At 52.8% G+C, this 15,741-nt stretch carries 16 protein-coding genes; 6 read left to right on the top strand and 10 right to left on the bottom strand.

From position 1 onward, the window contains the following. Positions 1–63: 63 nt before the first annotated feature. Together HW115_RS16115 and hisI are read right to left on the bottom strand one after the other, a co-directional pair. Positions 64–699: an HAD-IB family phosphatase gene (locus tag HW115_RS16115; protein ID WP_178933979.1), complete on the bottom strand. Its 636-nt coding sequence runs from the start codon at positions 697–699 to the stop codon at positions 64–66. A 42-nt stretch (positions 700–741) separates the two neighbouring features. Beyond that, positions 742–1,212: a phosphoribosyl-AMP cyclohydrolase gene (gene hisI / locus HW115_RS16110; RefSeq protein WP_178933978.1), complete on the bottom strand. Its 471-nt coding sequence runs from the start codon at positions 1,210–1,212 to the stop codon at positions 742–744. Positions 1,213–1,359: 147 nt separating this feature from the next. Here hisI and HW115_RS16105 point away from each other — a divergent pair, with 147 nt between their 5' ends. From HW115_RS16105 to HW115_RS16085, 5 genes are all read left to right on the top strand, one after another. After that, positions 1,360–3,615: a carboxy terminal-processing peptidase gene (locus tag HW115_RS16105; protein ID WP_227021586.1), complete on the top strand. Its 2,256-nt coding sequence runs from the start codon at positions 1,360–1,362 to the stop codon at positions 3,613–3,615. Between the two features lie 61 nt (positions 3,616–3,676). Further along, positions 3,677–4,372 (top strand): YggS family pyridoxal phosphate-dependent enzyme, encoded by a 696-nt coding sequence (locus HW115_RS16100; RefSeq protein ID WP_178933977.1) that lies wholly within the window; start codon positions 3,677–3,679, stop codon positions 4,370–4,372. A 36-nt stretch (positions 4,373–4,408) separates the two neighbouring features. Beyond that, entirely contained in the window at positions 4,409–4,702 is a 294-nt protein-coding gene (locus tag HW115_RS16095) for a DUF971 domain-containing protein (RefSeq protein ID WP_178933976.1), read from the top strand. Positions 4,703–4,903: 201 nt separating this feature from the next. Continuing rightward, positions 4,904–6,958: a PDZ domain-containing protein gene (locus tag HW115_RS16090; RefSeq protein ID WP_178933975.1), complete on the top strand. Its 2,055-nt coding sequence runs from the start codon at positions 4,904–4,906 to the stop codon at positions 6,956–6,958. A gap of 59 nt (positions 6,959–7,017) precedes the next feature. Then, on the top strand, positions 7,018–7,782 hold the full coding sequence (locus tag HW115_RS16085) for a trypsin-like peptidase domain-containing protein (RefSeq protein WP_178933974.1): 765 nt from the start codon (positions 7,018–7,020) through the stop codon (positions 7,780–7,782). Positions 7,783–7,929: 147 nt separating this feature from the next. Here HW115_RS16085 and HW115_RS16080 read toward each other — a convergent pair whose 3' ends face one another. Then, positions 7,930–8,367: a hypothetical protein gene (locus tag HW115_RS16080; protein ID WP_178933973.1), complete on the bottom strand. Its 438-nt coding sequence runs from the start codon at positions 8,365–8,367 to the stop codon at positions 7,930–7,932. 283 nt (positions 8,368–8,650) lie between these two features. Between HW115_RS16080 and HW115_RS16075 the strand changes: the two genes are divergently transcribed. Then, positions 8,651–8,938, top strand: coding sequence for a 4a-hydroxytetrahydrobiopterin dehydratase (locus HW115_RS16075; protein ID WP_178933972.1), 288 nt, complete (start codon positions 8,651–8,653; stop codon positions 8,936–8,938). A gap of 194 nt (positions 8,939–9,132) precedes the next feature. Here HW115_RS16075 and HW115_RS16070 read toward each other — a convergent pair whose 3' ends face one another. From HW115_RS16070 to HW115_RS16040, 7 genes are all read right to left on the bottom strand, one after another. Then, a complete protein-coding gene (locus tag HW115_RS16070) occupies positions 9,133–9,918 on the bottom strand; it encodes a VC0807 family protein (RefSeq protein WP_178933971.1) in 786 nt (261 codons plus the stop codon). Positions 9,919–10,035: 117 nt separating this feature from the next. Next, the gene (locus tag HW115_RS16065; protein ID WP_178934071.1) at positions 10,036–10,746 is read right to left on the bottom strand and encodes a LamG-like jellyroll fold domain-containing protein; all 711 of its coding nucleotides are present in this window, start codon (positions 10,744–10,746) and stop codon (positions 10,036–10,038) included. A gap of 477 nt (positions 10,747–11,223) precedes the next feature. After that, positions 11,224–12,255, bottom strand: coding sequence for a class II fructose-bisphosphate aldolase (gene fbaA, locus HW115_RS16060; protein WP_178933970.1), 1,032 nt, complete (start codon positions 12,253–12,255; stop codon positions 11,224–11,226). A 90-nt stretch (positions 12,256–12,345) separates the two neighbouring features. Further along, positions 12,346–13,083 carry a phosphate ABC transporter ATP-binding protein gene (locus HW115_RS16055; RefSeq protein WP_178933969.1) on the bottom strand — a complete coding sequence of 246 codons (738 nt, stop codon included), beginning with the start codon at positions 13,081–13,083 and terminating at the stop codon, positions 12,346–12,348. Continuing rightward, positions 13,076–13,942: a PstC family ABC transporter permease gene (locus tag HW115_RS16050; protein WP_178933968.1), complete on the bottom strand. Its 867-nt coding sequence runs from the start codon at positions 13,940–13,942 to the stop codon at positions 13,076–13,078. The genes HW115_RS16055 and HW115_RS16050 overlap by 8 nt, the downstream gene beginning before the upstream one ends. Continuing rightward, complete coding sequence (locus tag HW115_RS16045) at positions 13,939–14,841, bottom strand: PstC family ABC transporter permease (RefSeq protein WP_178933967.1); 903 nt, start codon at positions 14,839–14,841, stop codon at positions 13,939–13,941. Before HW115_RS16045 ends, HW115_RS16050 begins: the two co-directional genes overlap by 4 nt. Then, positions 14,828–15,706: a phosphate ABC transporter substrate-binding protein gene (locus tag HW115_RS16040; RefSeq protein WP_178933966.1), complete on the bottom strand. Its 879-nt coding sequence runs from the start codon at positions 15,704–15,706 to the stop codon at positions 14,828–14,830. The genes HW115_RS16045 and HW115_RS16040 overlap by 14 nt, the downstream gene beginning before the upstream one ends. Positions 15,707–15,741 lie beyond the last annotated feature (35 nt).

Genomic DNA, 15,741 nt, shown 5'->3' with positions numbered 1-15,741 from the left:
CTTTCGAGGCTGGGCAGGGCTCCTCCATGGAGGTTCCACCTCCTGCTTGAATGTGAGTTGAGATCAAAGGAGCTCGATCAGTTCATCCAGTGAGTAGATAAAGTGGTCGGCCTGTTGGCGAACTTTTTCCCGTGCTGCATACCGCCCGAATCCGATGAAGGCGTCGACCTCGTTTTGAGTTTCGAGGTCGGAGATGCCGTCGCCGACCATGATGACACGTTCTGGGTGGAGCTCGGATTTCAGTTGGGCAATGATTTCCGGTTTGCCTCCATTCCGGGTTGGCGGGGCGTTATGGTCATAGCCAGCGTAGGATCCATCCGGGTGGAACCTCAGAGGGACGGCATCAACGCGTTGGATCCCGAGTGATTGGGCAAGCGGTTCGATGACTTGCGTGAAACCTCCTGAGATGATGGTAATCGTCCAACCGTCTTGACGGAGTTGATCCAGCGTTGTTGCTGCGGTGGGTTCGATCTCGTCGATGTAGAGCTTGCCGACGGCCTGACAGGCTTCCAGATCCGGTTGGATGATTTCAAGACGGCGTTCGAAGATTTCATCGATGGGGACCTCACCGTTCATGGCGGCGTGGGTCAGGGCCTCAACTTCGGCGTAGGCGGCTTCACCCCGCCACCGGGCAAGTTCGTCAATTCCTTCGATCTTGGAGAGCGTGGAATCGCAGTCGAAAACGATGAGCTTGGCCATGGGCTTCTGTCTGAGGGTGGACGCGCAGGGAGGACAATCGAATTACGATTTTTTGCCGTAGACCGCGTTGGGGTCGAAGCTGAGGTCGGTTTCTGTGAATCCCAGAGCGACGGGGTCGGAGCCCTTGGCCGTGGCAACTTTGCGGTAGAAACAGGTGGAGCGACCGGTGTGGCAGGCTCCAGCACCCAGTTGTTCGACGTAAAGGATGAGGGCGTCCTGATCGCAGTCGGTCCGGATTTCGTGAATTTTTTGCACGTGGCCGGAGGTGGCTCCCTTGTGCCAGATTTCTTGGCGGGAGCGGGAGTAGTAAACGGCCTCTCCGAGGTCGAGGGTCATTTTCAATGACTCTTCATTCATGTATGCGAGCATCAGGGGCTCTTTGGTGGCGGCATCGATGGCCATGGCCGGAATCAGACCGTCTGCATCGAACTTGGGTGCGAAGACCGGGTTTTCCTCGAGTGCTTTTTTATCATCACGAGGACCGAAGCTGATAGTGGAAGATGGTGTTTCCATGCGGATGGATGTAGCATTTTTCTCCGCGCTGTCGAGTCTAGGTCAGGAGTATTTTTGTGTCAGCGGCGAAAAATCGGCTGAAAGGGTTCGACAAACCATCATATTGGGGTGAATCTACTTCAGGCTGTTGATACACAGCTATTTTTTATGATGAAGCAATCACTCTTGAAGATCGTGGCCAGTGGGCTGCTCATGACATTGACCTCCGTTTCCTGTGTTTCGGCAAAAACCGACTTCAATGAGGTGGGCAGGCAGATGGTTATTATGTTGCGTAATAGCCATTACGAGCGTTTTGCCTTTGATGAGGATTTGGGTAAGCGGTTTTTTGATTCGTATTTTTCCCATCTCGACCCTAGCAAACAGTATTTCTTGGAGTCTGATGTCGAGATGTTCCGCAAGAAGTATGGGAGCAATATGCACCAGTTGTTGATTGATGCTCAATCGATGACGGCGGCAAAAGAGATTTATGCCGTTTACAAGAAGCGTGCCAACCAGCGGATCGGCTATGCTCAGGAGTTGTTGAAGAATGAAGCAGAGTTTTCGTTTGATGGGGATCGGACGGTGATGTTGAGCCGCAAAGATGCTCCATGGCCTGAAAATGAAGCTGCCGCCAAGCAAGTGTGGCATGATTTGGTGGAGCAGGCGCTGCTCAGTGAGAGCCTGCGTCGTGAGAATATCGCGGCTCTTGCTAAAAAACAGGGTAAGGAAGATCCCTTGAAGGGCAAAGATGCGCCGGGTAAGATGATTTCGCTGCGATTTGAACGCATTTTGCATGGGATCAACGATGTGACGGATGAGGACATTGCCGATCAATTTTTTTCTGCTGTGGCCAAGAGCTACGACCCCCACACTGATTATTTCAGCAAGTCCCAGATGGAGCGATTCATGTCCGGCATGCAGAACTCACTGGTTGGAATCGGAGCCTTGCTTCAAGCTGAAGACGATGGGGCAACGAAGATCACCGGTATCGTTGTCGGCGGTCCCGCTGACAAGGGAGGTGAGTTGAAACTGAATGACCGGATTGTGGGTGTGGACACCTTGAACAAGGGGACCACCGAGGCAATGGAAGATATCATGTTTGCGAAGCTTGACCATGTGGTGGATATCATCCGCGGCAAGGCTGGGACGGAAGTCCGCCTCAAAGTAGAACCGGCAGCTGGAGCTCCTGGTGAAATTAAGTTTATCGTGATCAAGCGAGGGAAGGTGGAACTCAAGGATGAGTTGGCCAAGGCTGAACTGGTTGAAATGGCTCGCCCTGACGGCGCCAAACGTCGCCTGGGTTGGATTTCCTTACCTTCATTTTATGCGGATTTCAAAGATTGGAAAACCCGCTGTTCGATCGATATCGAGGAGCTGGTTCTGCGGCTCAAAGAGGAGCAGGCTGAGGGGATCATCCTTGATTTGCGGGGGAATGGTGGAGGCTCACTGGAAGAGGTTCGCCGGATGACCGGCTTTTTTACCGGGAGTGGTCCCGTGGTGCAGGTGAAAAATACGCAAGGCCGGGTTGAATTTAAAGATTCGTCCCACCCCAAGCCGATTTATGATGGGCCGATTGTTGTCTTGATTGACAAAACAAGTGCCTCAGCCAGTGAGATTTTGGCCGGCGCCCTGCAGGACTACAACCGCGCTGTCGTGGTGGGGGATACTTCGAGTTTTGGCAAGGGAACGGTGCAGCAGCCGATGGAGATCCGCCGAATGATGCCCTTCATGTCGGATGCCCGCCGTGCCGGCGTGTTGAAACCGACGATCCAAAAATTTTACCGGGTATCGGGAAGCACCACGCAGCTCAAAGGGGTGGAATCGGATATCGTGCTTCCTTCCTTGTTGGATGCTTTTGAGATTGGAGAAAAATACCTGGACCATGCAATGGCTCACGACAGCATTCGCAGGGCTCCGGGCTTCCGGGAACTGAACCGGGGGAATCTGTTTTTGCCGACGATCAAGTCGCAAAGTCAGGCCCGTGTTACCGCATCCCAGGATTTCAAATACATCGCTGAAGATGCAAAGCGGATGATCGAGCGCCGTGAGAAAAATGAACTGTCGCTGAATAAGGAATTGCGTAAAAAGGAATTGGATGAGGCAGAGCAGCGCACCAATACCCGCAATGAAGAGCGGAAGCTTCGTTTCTCCAAGGTTGCGGAGGAAGATAAAAAGACGTTCCGTTTTTTCCGTTTGAACTTGGATGATCTTAAAAACAAGGAGCTGGTTGAGATCGACCGGAAAAAGGATAAGGAGAGTTACATGCACATGGCCAAAGACAATGTGGCCGATTTGGATGAAACCCCCGAGTGGCCAAGTTCGCTTGATCCTGTCAAACGGGAGGCTATTTCCATCCTCGCGGATTTGGTTGAATCCACCGAGCGTGCCCGTATGGCTGGTGCTCTGCAGAACAATAACAGTTAAGTTGCGACTCTGGCATTTACTGGTGTTATTTGTTGGAGAAGGGCTTGGATGGAGTTGACTTATGTCCGGAGTGATTGCTGAGAATTTAGCGAAAGTAAAGCAGCAGCTTGCTGAGGCCTTGATCCGTTCGGGCCGGGGTGAGGATGATTGCGAATTGCTGGTGGTCTCAAAGACCTGGCCGGCGGAAGTGGTGGCCGAGGTGATTGATGCCGGCCACCGGGCGTTTGGAGAAAACAAAGTGCAGGAGGGGATGGAAAAGATTCCTTCGTTGCCGCAGGGGGTGCGCTGGCATTTGATTGGTCATTTGCAGCGAAATAAAGTGCGTAAGGCCTTGCCTCTGTTTGGCACTTTGCATGGTATCGACTCGCTTAAACTGGCCCGGTATACTTCCAATCTCGCTGTTGAGTTGGGTTGTCATCCTGATGTATATCTGCAGGTGAACCTGGCGGGGGAAGAGCGAAAAAGCGGTTTTTCTCCTGATGATTTGCGTCGGGAGTTGGAGGAGCTTGACGGATTAGACGGCTTGAATGTGCTAGGTCTGATGTGTATTCCTCCCGCGGTGGCATGCCCTGAGGATGCCCGTCCGTGGTTCGCGCGTTTGCGTGAGTTGAGGGATGAATTGGAGTCGACTTCAGGCTTGTCTTTACCTGGCTTGAGTATGGGGATGAGTGGCGATTACGAAGCGGCCATTGAAGAAGGGTCCACCATTGTTCGGGTAGGCTCGGCGATTTTTGGTGCTCGGAATTACGCAGTTTGATCTTGTCCTGACTGCATGAGAACCGAATAATCTGCTATGCTTCGTTTGCTTCAACAGACTGTGATTGGTGATGAGTTGGCTTTGGCTTGGAGTGATGGTGAGGAGAGCTACATCAAGCTGAACGTGTTGAGGGAATCCTGCCCCTGCGCATCTTGTCAGGGCGAGCCGGATGCTATGGGTCGGGTTTTAAAACCCAAGGTGATTCATACGTCCCGTAGTTTTCAGGCACTGCGGATGCAGCAGGTCGGGGGGTATGCCTTGCAAGTATTTTGGGCGGATGGCCACAGCTCAGGGATATTTCCCTTTGATCTCTTGAGGCGCTTGGGTTGATCGCAGGAGACCTTCTACCGTCTATTGGGTGGTGGTTGTTCTGGCGGGGAATGTTTTTTGTCTAAATTAGACAAAGCAGGCTGGCTTTGTCGCTGCGTGGGCATGTTTCGGAAGAGGTCTTCATGGATGTCTGGCCGTTTGGTCGCCTGACCTTTGAGGTGCCTCTTTCACAATCCTTGTATTTTAATAATCAGCGAATAGATGAAAACAAAAAATGTATTGATGTCGGGTATGCTTGCCCTGGGGGCGTTGACCAGTGCCGATATCCAGGCAAAAACGGTTAAGGTGGAGAGCCCGGCAGATCAGGCGGTGGTGGATGCCGCCATCGCCAAGGTGTATCCCTCGTTGGTTCGGATTCATGTGATCATGGAGAATCCCAAAGATGGAAGGATGCAAAAAAATGGAGGCACCGGTTCCGGGACAATCATCCACCCTGACGGCTATATTCTGACCAACCATCATGTTGCGGGCAAGGGCACCCGGGTTTGGGTTCGCTTGGCGAACAAGGAAAAGATCAATGCCGAAGTGGTTGGCACGGATCCTCAAACGGACCTTTGTGTGATCAAGATGAATATGGATCAGGTGCCCGATTCGATGAAACCGCTTCCTGTGGCAAGCTTCGGTGATATTAAAACGCTGAAGGTTGGTGACCGGGTAATGTCGATGGGTTCTCCGGCTGGAGTATCTCAGTCCGTAACCATGGGCGTGGTAGCGAACATGGAGATGATTGCTCCAGGAAATAGTTCTGGCGTGAAACAGGATGGTGAGACCGTCGGTGATTTGGTCCGTTGGATTGGTCACGATGCGGTGATTTATTTTGGAAACAGCGGGGGGCCTCTGGTTAATTTGCGTGGTGAAATTATCGGAGTCAATGAGATCGGGCTGGGCTCGTTGGGCGGTGCGATTCCTGCAGACATTGCCAAGTATGTGGCGGATGAACTGATTCAGAACGGAACGGTTCGCCGGTCTTGGACTGGGATGATTGCCCAACCTCGTTTGGAGTCCTCTAAGCACAAGGCGGGGGTGTTGATTGCTGCGGTGATTGATGCTTCACCGGCGGCTGAAGCCGGGTTGCAGGTGGGAGATTTAGTGACCCATGTGGATGGTTTGGCTGTGGATGCCTCGGCTCCCGAGCACCTCCCGCTTTTTAATCGGGTGGTCCTGGGGATTCCGGTTGCGAAATCGGTGGAAGTAAAATTTGAGCGCGATGGTAAAAAACAAACGGTGAACGTGACCACGGTGGAACGTTCAGCAGCCAAAGGTGAAGATCTTGCCATGCCTGATTGGGGCATCACCGCCCGGGATCTGACCTTGCGCAGCGCGCTGGCATTAAAGCGGGAGAATACCGATGGGGTTCGGGTTTCGAGCATCAGTAAATCGGGTCCTGCGGCGTCATGCAAACCGGCACTGAAGGCCGGCGATATCATCCTGTCGGTCAACCAGAAGCCGGTGCAGCAAATGAAAGACGTCGTGACAATCACTCGTGAGCGAGTGGCTGAACGGAAAGCCGGGCAGCCGGATGGAGTGAAGACCTTGGTTGAATTTGAACGTAAAGGCCAGTTGTTGGCCACGGTCGTGGAGTTGGGAAAGGAGCCCAACCAATCAAAATCATCGGCGGCGCAGCGTGCCTGGGTTGGGGTGGAAACGCAGGTGTTGACGCGCGAGTTGGCTAAGTTGCTTGGTGTGCCGAGTAAGAAGGGCGTGAGGGTCACCCAGGTGATTCCCGGCTCTAAGGCCGAAGAGGCCGGTTTTCTCAAAGGTGACCTCATACTGAAGATGGATGGCCAGGTCATCCGTGCCGAACGTGAACGTGATGCGGAAGTGTTCAAGAGTCTGGTCCGCGAGTATCCGGTCGATGAAAGTGTCTCCTTTGATGTGATCCGGGATGGCAAGGAAATGCAAATTACCTGTGTATTGCAAGCCGCTCCCAAGCCTTCCAGCGAGTATCGAAAGCTGATTAATAAAACCTTGGAGTGCACCTTGAGAGTTCCATCCAAGGCAAATGCGGTGGAGGCCAAAATTGAGCAGGGGATCTATGTCGACAGTGTTGAACGTGCCGGGTGGGCATCATTGGCAGGTCTTGCCGGTGGCGACGTGATCCTCCAGATCAATGGGAAAGAAGTAAGCTCGCTGGAAATGATAGAAAAAGAACTGGTTGAGATTGAAGCCAAGAAGAGCGATTACATTGTCTTACTTGTGAAGCGGGGTAAACTGACCAAGTTCATTGAAATTCATCCGATTTGGAAGAACCGTTAAGGAAGAGTCATCCAGAATATCGACATAACAAATCAACGATTAACCAACAAATACATACCATGAAATTGAAAAAAAGCATTCATTGGGGAGTTGCTGCAGGTCTTATGCTTGCCAACGTCTCACTCGTTCAGGCGGATATTAAAGAAGATGCCCGTAAGGTGTTTGCCGATCAGGCACCATCGGTGCTGGGCGTGCGTGGCGTGCTGAAAGTCAGCATCACCATGAATGGCCAGCCCGGGGGGAACCAAGAAAAAGAGCTCTGGAGCAATGGCGTTGTTGTTGCTGACGGGCTGGTGGCAGTGGCATACCGGACGATCAAGCCGGATTTGGCGGCAAATGTGGGGAACCGACCCGGACTGAAACTTGAAAGTGAGCTTTCTGAGTTGAAGCTGATCGACGCCAGCGGGGAGGACTATGATGCCAAACTCGTCTTGCATGACGAGGACTTGGGCCTGGCTTTTGTGGCTCTCAACCCGGAGGGCGATAAGGCTGCAGATTTTAAGGCCTCGGCTGTCGATTGCTCCAAGGATGTAGAGGTCTTACATCTGGATGAACTCATTGGAGTTGGCCGGATGTCGGAAAAATTACGTTCGGAGGCACAGGTGAATATGGGACGGGTTTCAGCTATCGTGAAACGTCCCAGACTGCTTTATATCCAGCAAGGGATCTCCATGAGTAAGCCTGTGTTTACGCAGAAAGGTGAATTTGTCGGGCTGACCGTAGCCCTGAAGAATACCGGGCCTGTTCCTGTAGTGCTTCCAGCCAAGTACATGCGCAAACTCATCGATCAAGCCAAGGAAAAGCAGGCTGAATTGAAAAAGTGATAGGCCACATCAGGCAGTTGACGGCCTGGAGTGGGTTGCCCCTGATGATTTAAACCAAATAAAACAGCCCGGGGTGACTGACCCCGGGCTGTTGTGTGTTTGGATAAAGACGATTGTCCGTTCTTGAGCTTGGAGCGCATTGGTGTATTAGCGCTGTTTGTTTTCCCATCCAACTACGCTGCCTTTACGAAAGTAGACAGAAGATCCCCGAGTCGGAACGTAGTAGACTTCAGGATAATAACCGGTTCCGTAGTAGGGCCCCCGTCCGTAGTAACCACGGCCATAACCGTAGTAGCCACCAAACCCGCTGGTATAAACGGGGGTCAGAACAGAGTAATCCCAGCGCTCGTAGCTACGTCCTTCACGGTTGCCTGTCACCTTGCTGTCGGGGTTGCCCATGGCAAGGTAGACAGCAGGTTGCTTCATACCCCGGTCAATTTTCCCTTGTTGAACCAGAGCTTTGTGTTTTTCCGGTAGTCGGTTGTAGAGTTCCGGGTTCTTTTGGATTCGGCTTTGCGGCGTGCTGCTGCAACTGCTGAGCAGAATGGCTAGCGGGATGAGACAGATGAACGGAAGTAATTTCATAGTGGATAACCTATCCGTAGATCGGAAGAGGTGCAACGAGAATTTTGCCATGTCTGGGGGCTCGGTGTTGGCGCTGGGAGGCGACTTGCCATTTGATTATCAAGGAGGGAGCTTCTGCCGACCGGGCGGCCTCGGGGTGGAGTTGGAGCGGGGCGCTCACCCAGTGGGACAGCTTGAAATTACCATGAAGCAGAAAAAATGAAAAAAGTTGGACAAACAGACTTGCCAAAATGGTTCATCATCACTCAATCTGGCGCCGGAACCCCACGAACTACCCTATTCTATGTCAGAAGAATTGATTCCAGCCGAAGAACTAGACGCCGCCTTGAAACGTTGCCCGGAATGGGAGGTTGAGGGCGATTCCATTACCCGAACCATCGAATTTGAGGAATACATGGAGAGCATCGATTTCGTCAACACCGTTGCCGAAGTTGCCGAAGAAGCTCAACACATTCCTGCGATTGATATTCGTGACGGGAGCGTCACCTTGCGTCTTAAGACCGAAGATGCTGATGGTGTCACCGAGCTTGATATTGAGCTCGCAACACGGATTGATACCGTGGTCGATTAAGCGTCTCCGGAATAGAACGGTTCCGGAGCTGTAAGCATGCAAGGACAGGGAATGAGGCGTGATGCCCATTCACCTGTCTTTTTTTTGAGAACGCTGAACATTCAACACGGATTCAAGGGTAGGACGGATGGGCCTGCATCCACCACTGCGAATCCACACCGATGATGTTCTGGCGCGAACCGTCCCAAGTGCACTTAGCGGGGGAGAAGAATTTCCTCGTTCTCCATACCGGTCAGAAGCTTGAGCTTACTGACGAATCTCCACATGGTAACCATGAGGATGACCATCATGGGAATGCCGATGACGGCAAAGCCCCAGCCCGTCAATTTGGCTACACCGTCATTGAAGTCCTCTTGGGAGCCGGTGTTACCGTTGAGAAAATACATGGCTAGGAAATAGTTCATCACCATGCTGATGAAAAAGGAGCCAGCGAGCAGCAGCGTGCCTGAGAGAATCAGTTTTTTGTACCCCTGGCCTGCATTATTTGCCTTGATGCGTTTTTCGATCGCCGGAATGTTAAAAAAGTCAGGGTTGTAGAGGAAGACTCGGACCAGCGGGGTTTTGGTCCAGTGGGAGATCAGGATGGTAAGGCCGAAGACAAAGGGGATGGCAGCCTCTTTCATGGCAAACCAGAAAGGGGCCTGCTCGTCGACGGTGCCGTTGTCCTGGTAGGCCATGATCGCAATGCCCCCAGTCAGCAAAATACTGACGATTCCCAGAATGGAAAAAAAGTTCGGCTTTTTATTAATGATCAAATGACGCACACCATAAATCACAGGTAGAGACACGGCAATGAGCATGCCGAGAACCGGTCCGACATGATAGAACTTATCTCCATTTTTTCCGAGAAAGCTCAGGGCGACAATTGGAATCAATACGTTCCACATAATGTTCGCCAGCGGGTTGTCTTGTTGTTTTTGCTTCATGAATGCTTGTAAGGTCGGTCGGTTCAGTGAGTCGCGGGTTAATGTATTCGCCAAAGGGCGGGTGAAAAGAGAATTTTTCGAACGACTGTGTCAGAACCAGTTTTGACTGGCACGAAAAAAGCCACCAACCTGACGAGGTCGGTGGCTTGGTTGGAAAAAATGAGGAAGCTTTTATTTTTTGCGTCTCAGGAGAAGGCAAAGGCTTCCGAGCGTGAGCAAGCTTGCGGAAGACGGTTCAGGCACAGGAGCTGAATACGCTGCGAAAAGACCGGAAATCTGTTGTGATGTGAGAGCCGTGTCATAGGATGCCACTCCGTAGAAAGTACCTGTGGAGGGAGCTCCGCCACCATTGTTGGCTCCGATGTAACCGCTGCCACCGTTGAGAATCCAGCTGCCACGGGTAGCGATACCTTGGGATGTTCCATTAACGAAAATTTCCATTTCTCCATCGGTGCGGCCGTTGAAGAGAACGTGGGTATCGGTATCAAAAATAGAGGGTGCTCCATTGAATTTCCAGTCACCTGATCCGGGGATGGTGATTCCAAAGGTTCCTTGGTTCTGCCACTGTTCAAGTCTGAGGTTGGTCTGCTCTGTTCTCCAGCCGGTGTAGTTTCCCAGTGCAACGGCTCCGCCGGTGTCGGAAAGGTTGAAGATGTATTCAATGGCTCCTCCTGCTCCGATGGTGTCAGGGTTGCCGTCGTCATTCAGATTGCCGTAATCATAGACTACTCCCGCTGACCCATCCAATACCCAGCCAGAACCTCCATTGGTGCTGGAGGTGATGTTACTGGAAATGCCTTGCGAGAAGGTCTCCCATTGAGTGATGGTGGCACCAGTAAACCCAGTGCTGAGGATGAAAAAAAGTATGGACGTGAGTTTCATGAACTAATGAGGGTGAGGTAATGATACGCGTAAGTCACTTACACTGAGTTAGCATGTAACAGATCCAGAAGGGATGGTCAATATGTTTAGTTTATAATACCACTCCGCAAAACAGACGAGACGATTGATCGTTATTGAGGTATTTGGAAAAGCACTGCGTGATCCATGAGAGTTCCGGATGAATGACTCCTTTGGCTTTGTTTCTCCTTAGTCATGGTGCCCGCACCATTCCTTCGTCGCGCCTTACCAAAGAACTCATTCATCTCGGCTATCGTCCCGTCTGTTTACTACTTGGTATAACTTCGATCCGTGGGAGACTTCCACAGAGCGTTAAGCCGGCTGAAAATTCCCGTTTGTTTAACATTTTTAATGTGAGCTCTTGATCCATTGCCTCATGGGCTTGGCTTTAGGCTCAAAAAAAACACCGCAGCCGGTCCGGCTGCGGTGTTGGTAAATACTTTACTTTTTCGTCTTGAATTAGACGGTTCCGAAGATCGTCTTGCCGGTGGAAAGCAGGTCGTCACAAGCTTCCTTGAGGCGGTCGCAGAGACTTTGCTCGGCCTTCTTGAGGTAGCCGCGTGGGTCGTAGACTTTTTTGTTTCCAACCTCGCCGTCGATTTTCAGCACACCTTCGATGTTTTCGCAGATGTGAGTCGCGATGGGGCGGGTGAAGGCATACTGGGTGTCGGTGTCGATGTTCATCTTGACCACACCGTATTCAAGGGTTTCACGGATGTCCGAGAGGTCGGATCCGGATCCTCCGTGGAACACGAGGTCCATTTCGGCTTCCGGACCGTATTTTTCGGTCACGGCATTTTGGCCGTCGCGGAGGATGGTTGGCTTGAGTTTGACCGAGCCGGGTTTGTAGGCTCCGTGCACGTTACCGAAGGTGGCGGCAAACATGAAGCGGCCGATGCTGTTGAGCGTTTCGTAGACCTGCATCATGTCCTCGGTGGAGGTGTAGAGTTTCTCGGCTGGAAGGCCGGAGGTGTCGTGACCGTCTTCTTCTCCACCGACACAGCCGGCTTCGATTTCGAGGATGATGTCGAGCTCGGCACACTCCTTGAGAAGCTCTTTGGAAATGGTGAGGTTCTCATCGAGTTCAACGACGGAGCCGTCGAACATGTGGGAGTTGAAAAGAGGTCCTTTGCCTTCGGCAATACGCTTGCGTGAGGCTTCGAGCAGTGGGCGGAGGAATCCGTCGACTTTTTGCGGGTGGCAGTGGTCGGTGTGCAGGCCGACGAGGATGTCGTATTTTTCGGCGAGCAGGTGAGTTGCTTCGGCAAGCACGATGGCACCGAAGGCTTCATCGGCCACGGCAGTTCCCGAGGCGAAGGATCCACCACCGGTGGAAACCTGAATGATTCCATCGGATCCGGATTCAGCGAAAGCTTTGAGTGCACCGTTGATCGTGGTGATCGAGGTGACGTTGATGGCGGGGTATGCGTAGCCACCTTTCTGGGCGGCATCAAGCATAGCGGCGTATTGTTGTGGTGTTGCTACTGGCATGACGTCGGCGATGTAGCACAGGAGCTTGTGGAAAGCAAGGAATCCCGGTTCTTATTCAATGCGCATATTTTGTTTGTTTGCGCTATTTGCTCATGATCGAAGCCTTTGAATTTCAACGATTTTTGCGTTTTCGCAGCGGTAGTGGGTATCTGCCAGCCGGGCGGTCTGGCGGCGCGAGTGAGACACCAGAATCATCGTATAGCGTCCCCGGAGTTCGAGGAGAAGGTTTTCGATTTGTCCGGTGACGTCGGGATCGAGGGAGGCGGTGGGTTCATCGAGTAGCAGAATCTCGGGGTCGAGTGCAAGGGCCCGGGCGAGACAGAGCCGTTGTTGTTGTCCGCCGGACAGGGAGCTTGCCGGGTGGTTTATCCGCTCCCTGACATCGTCCCAGAGTTTTGCCTGTTGCAGGGATTTGCGGATGGTGGATTCCGCCTCCGCGCCTTTTAGGTTTCGGGTGACTTTGAGTGGGAGCTTTAAATTATGGGCGATGCTTCCAGGCAGAACGTTGGGGGACTGAAAGACCATGGCCACTTTTTGGCGCAGCGCAGCGAGGCGTGTGTCCGGCAGCGATTGGATGTCGATGCGCTGGTTCCCCAGCGTCAGATGGATCCGGCCACTGGTCCGGCAGTGTGGAAAGCACTCATTCAGGCGGTTAAATGACCGGAGCAGGCTGGTTTTCCCTGACCCCGATGGTCCGGAAACCACATGGATGAGGCCTTGTTCCATATTTAGTTCGGGCACGTCCACCACGGTCGTTCCGGAAAAGTCGACCTTGAGGTTTTCGAGTCGGGCGGCATAGCTGGAATCTTGTTGGAGCGTTTCAGTCATGGTGGGGGCTTAGTGATTGTTGATAGACCATCCCTGTGATCGCAAAGGTAGTGGCGGTCAAACACATTAGGGTGACGGATGCCCCGAAGGCGAGTCCAAGCTCACCTTTGGTCTGATATTGGGCACTGTAATAGAAAATACTGAATGGCAGCGCTTCATATCGGGCCAGAAGGCTGCTTGGAAGCCCTGCACTGGCCACGGCCCCGGTGAGCATGATGACCGCCGTGTCCTCGGCTGCACGTCCGAAGGAAAGCATGATGCCGCTGAGTATGCCTTTGGTTGATCGGGGTAAAAGAACGTACCAGATACGTTGCCAGTGGTTCATGCCGAGGGCGTGGGTGCTGATCCGTAAGGAGAGTGGCACACTTTGCATCGCGGTGCGCGTGGTGCTGGCAAGATAGGGGAGGATGAGAATCGCCAGACAGCTGGCAGAAAGTAAGAGGCTGTGATTGGCTGCCGGAGCAATGTGCTCCCTTAGAAAGAGAATCATCGTAAACCCGAACAGGCCCATGAGCACGGAGGGGGTTCCGGCCAGAACATCAATCGCTAGACCGAGGCCCGTACTGAAGCGCGAGCGGGGGAACTCGGCAAGCCAAATACCGGTCGCGATGCCGGGGAGCAGGGCGATCAACAGCGCGATGATGGTCACCGAAAAGGTTCCGACACAGGCCGGCCAGAGAGCCCCCCAAACCCGCGTCTTTCCAGAGATGGCATCCCATACGGGCGTATCTCCGAAGAACAAAGCCCCATTCAGATACGGTAAGGATTGAGAGACCAGATAGAAAACGATCCCTCCCAGGGTGAGGATCAGACAGCAGGTGCATACCAGGCACCAGAGATGGAATAGCCGGGCTCTCATGGTTGGGCGCTTGAGGATGCTTGCGGGTGTCGACGCTGGTAGGACCGCTCCAGTTTTCGCGTGATTACGGTTAGCGACACACTGATGGCCAGGAGCATAAACCCCGAAGCAAAAAGAGAGTTGTAGGTTGCGCTTCCGTGCTCAGTGGATAGAACCAGCCCGATGTGGGCCGTGAGGGTTCGGATGGAATCAAATAGTGATTCCGGGTTTTGTGGGGCGTTTCCAGCCAACATCAAGGGCAGCATGGTATCTCCAACAGCCCTTCCAAATCCTAAGACGATGGCGGACGCAAATGCCTGTGGCGCACAGGGGATAATAATGTGGGTGAGTATTTCACTCCGACTCATACCAAGGGAGGTCCCCGTCAGCTGATGTTGGTTCAGCGATTCGCGTAATTGGTTTTCGAGAATCATGATCATCACTGGAAGTGTGAGCAGGCTCAGGGCGAGTAAACAGGCGAGTAATCCGAAGCCGGAACTTTGGGTGAACCATGTGCGGAGCAGGGGCACCAGCAGCATGAGTGCTGCGAGTCCGTAGACAACCGTCGGGATGCCTGTCATAAAGCGAACCATACCGTGAACCAGGCTCGTGATGCGGTGTTTTGGGTGCAGCAAGCAGAACCCGCTGATACCCACGGCGGCGGGGAAGCTCAGGCACAGCGTCAGGACCGCCAGCAGCATTGAGCCTTTGATCATCGGAATGATACCAAAGTGCCCTTGTTCCGGTTGCCATTCTCCGCTGAAGATCGAGTTGCCGCCTGAATAGAAAACAGGTAGCGAAAACCAGAATAAAAAGCCGAAGAGTAGGGCAATCAGAACAAAGACCGGGATCACCAGCCCGAGAAGGCATAGGTGTGGAATGCGTGAGGCCGCAGGCAGGATGGAATCAGTTTCCTGCATGGAGAGGAATGTAGCCCGAAGCTTCAATATAGGTGGAGGCCTCTTTGCTGCAGATGAAGTCGATGAAGGTTTTGGCCAGTCCTTCCGGATTACCTTTGGTGTTCATGTAGAGTTTACGCATCACCGGATACTCGCCCGAGACACAATTGGCGTTGCTCGGTTCAATGCCATCGAGTTTGGGAGCTTTCACCATCTCGTTGATATAGCCGATGCTACAGTAGCCGATTGCCCCGGGGTCGCCGGCGATGGCCGTTTTCATCGCTCCATTGGAGGCCGTGACATTGGCATGTTGGGCAACGGTTCCTTGCTTGAGAAGCTTTTTCACAAAGACCGAACGCGTTCCGCTGGCCTCGTCCCGAGTGAATAAGTGGATGGCTTGGTCAGCCCCGCCCAGATCTTTCCAGTTGGTGGTTGTTCCCGCGTAGATGCTGGCTACTTGCTGACTACTAAGTTCGCCCACGGGGTTGTCAGGGTGGATAATGATGGCTACACCATCGATGGCAAAGGGGTGGGAAACCAGTCCGAGTGCGAGTTCCTTTTCCTTGAGTGGGCGACCGGTATTACCAATATCGACAAGGCCTTTGCCTGCCTGCTGGGCTCCAACACCGGATCCACCTCCGGCAATGGTGATTTGAATATCCGGGTGGGAGGCCATGATGGCTTTGGCCGCTTTTTGCATGACCGGAATATGTGCGGTTCCTCCGGCAATATTGATCGACCCGGATTGTCCTTCAAACGTGCCGAGTTCTGCTTTTCCCTCGGAACTGGATGTTGTCGATTGCTGTTGCTGGCAGGAAGTGATGAAGGTGCTGCACAAACTCAGGCAGAGACCTAACGAGATGATGTGTGAGGATCGTAATATCATGGTACATGCATCATGTTGCCTTGACCTGAAGCCAA

The organism is Oceaniferula marina, assembly GCF_013391475.1.
GTDB lineage: Bacteria > Verrucomicrobiota > Verrucomicrobiia > Verrucomicrobiales > Akkermansiaceae > Oceaniferula > Oceaniferula marina.
Note: the sequence above shows the minus strand (reverse complement) of the source record. Positions and strands in the feature narration are given on the sequence as shown.

Coding starts and splice junctions, on each gene's coding strand:
- HW115_RS16115 (WP_178933979.1), bottom strand. CDS start 699: ATGGCCAAGCTCATCGTTTTCGACTGCGATTCCACGCTCTCCAAGATC.
- hisI (WP_178933978.1), bottom strand. CDS start 1,212: ATGGAAACACCATCTTCCACTATCAGCTTCGGTCCTCGTGATGATAAA.
- HW115_RS16105 (WP_227021586.1), top strand. CDS start 1,360: ATGATGAAGCAATCACTCTTGAAGATCGTGGCCAGTGGGCTGCTCATG.
- HW115_RS16100 (WP_178933977.1), top strand. CDS start 3,677: ATGTCCGGAGTGATTGCTGAGAATTTAGCGAAAGTAAAGCAGCAGCTT.
- HW115_RS16095 (WP_178933976.1), top strand. CDS start 4,409: ATGCTTCGTTTGCTTCAACAGACTGTGATTGGTGATGAGTTGGCTTTG.
- HW115_RS16090 (WP_178933975.1), top strand. CDS start 4,904: ATGAAAACAAAAAATGTATTGATGTCGGGTATGCTTGCCCTGGGGGCG.
- HW115_RS16085 (WP_178933974.1), top strand. CDS start 7,018: ATGAAATTGAAAAAAAGCATTCATTGGGGAGTTGCTGCAGGTCTTATG.
- HW115_RS16080 (WP_178933973.1), bottom strand. CDS start 8,367: ATGAAATTACTTCCGTTCATCTGTCTCATCCCGCTAGCCATTCTGCTC.
- HW115_RS16075 (WP_178933972.1), top strand. CDS start 8,651: ATGTCAGAAGAATTGATTCCAGCCGAAGAACTAGACGCCGCCTTGAAA.
- HW115_RS16065 (WP_178934071.1), bottom strand. CDS start 10,746: ATGAAACTCACGTCCATACTTTTTTTCATCCTCAGCACTGGGTTTACT.
- fbaA (WP_178933970.1), bottom strand. CDS start 12,255: ATGCCAGTAGCAACACCACAACAATACGCCGCTATGCTTGATGCCGCC.
- HW115_RS16055 (WP_178933969.1), bottom strand. CDS start 13,083: ATGACTGAAACGCTCCAACAAGATTCCAGCTATGCCGCCCGACTCGAA.
- HW115_RS16050 (WP_178933968.1), bottom strand. CDS start 13,942: ATGAGAGCCCGGCTATTCCATCTCTGGTGCCTGGTATGCACCTGCTGT.
- HW115_RS16045 (WP_178933967.1), bottom strand. CDS start 14,841: ATGCAGGAAACTGATTCCATCCTGCCTGCGGCCTCACGCATTCCACAC.
- HW115_RS16040 (WP_178933966.1), bottom strand. CDS start 15,706: ATGATATTACGATCCTCACACATCATCTCGTTAGGTCTCTGCCTGAGT.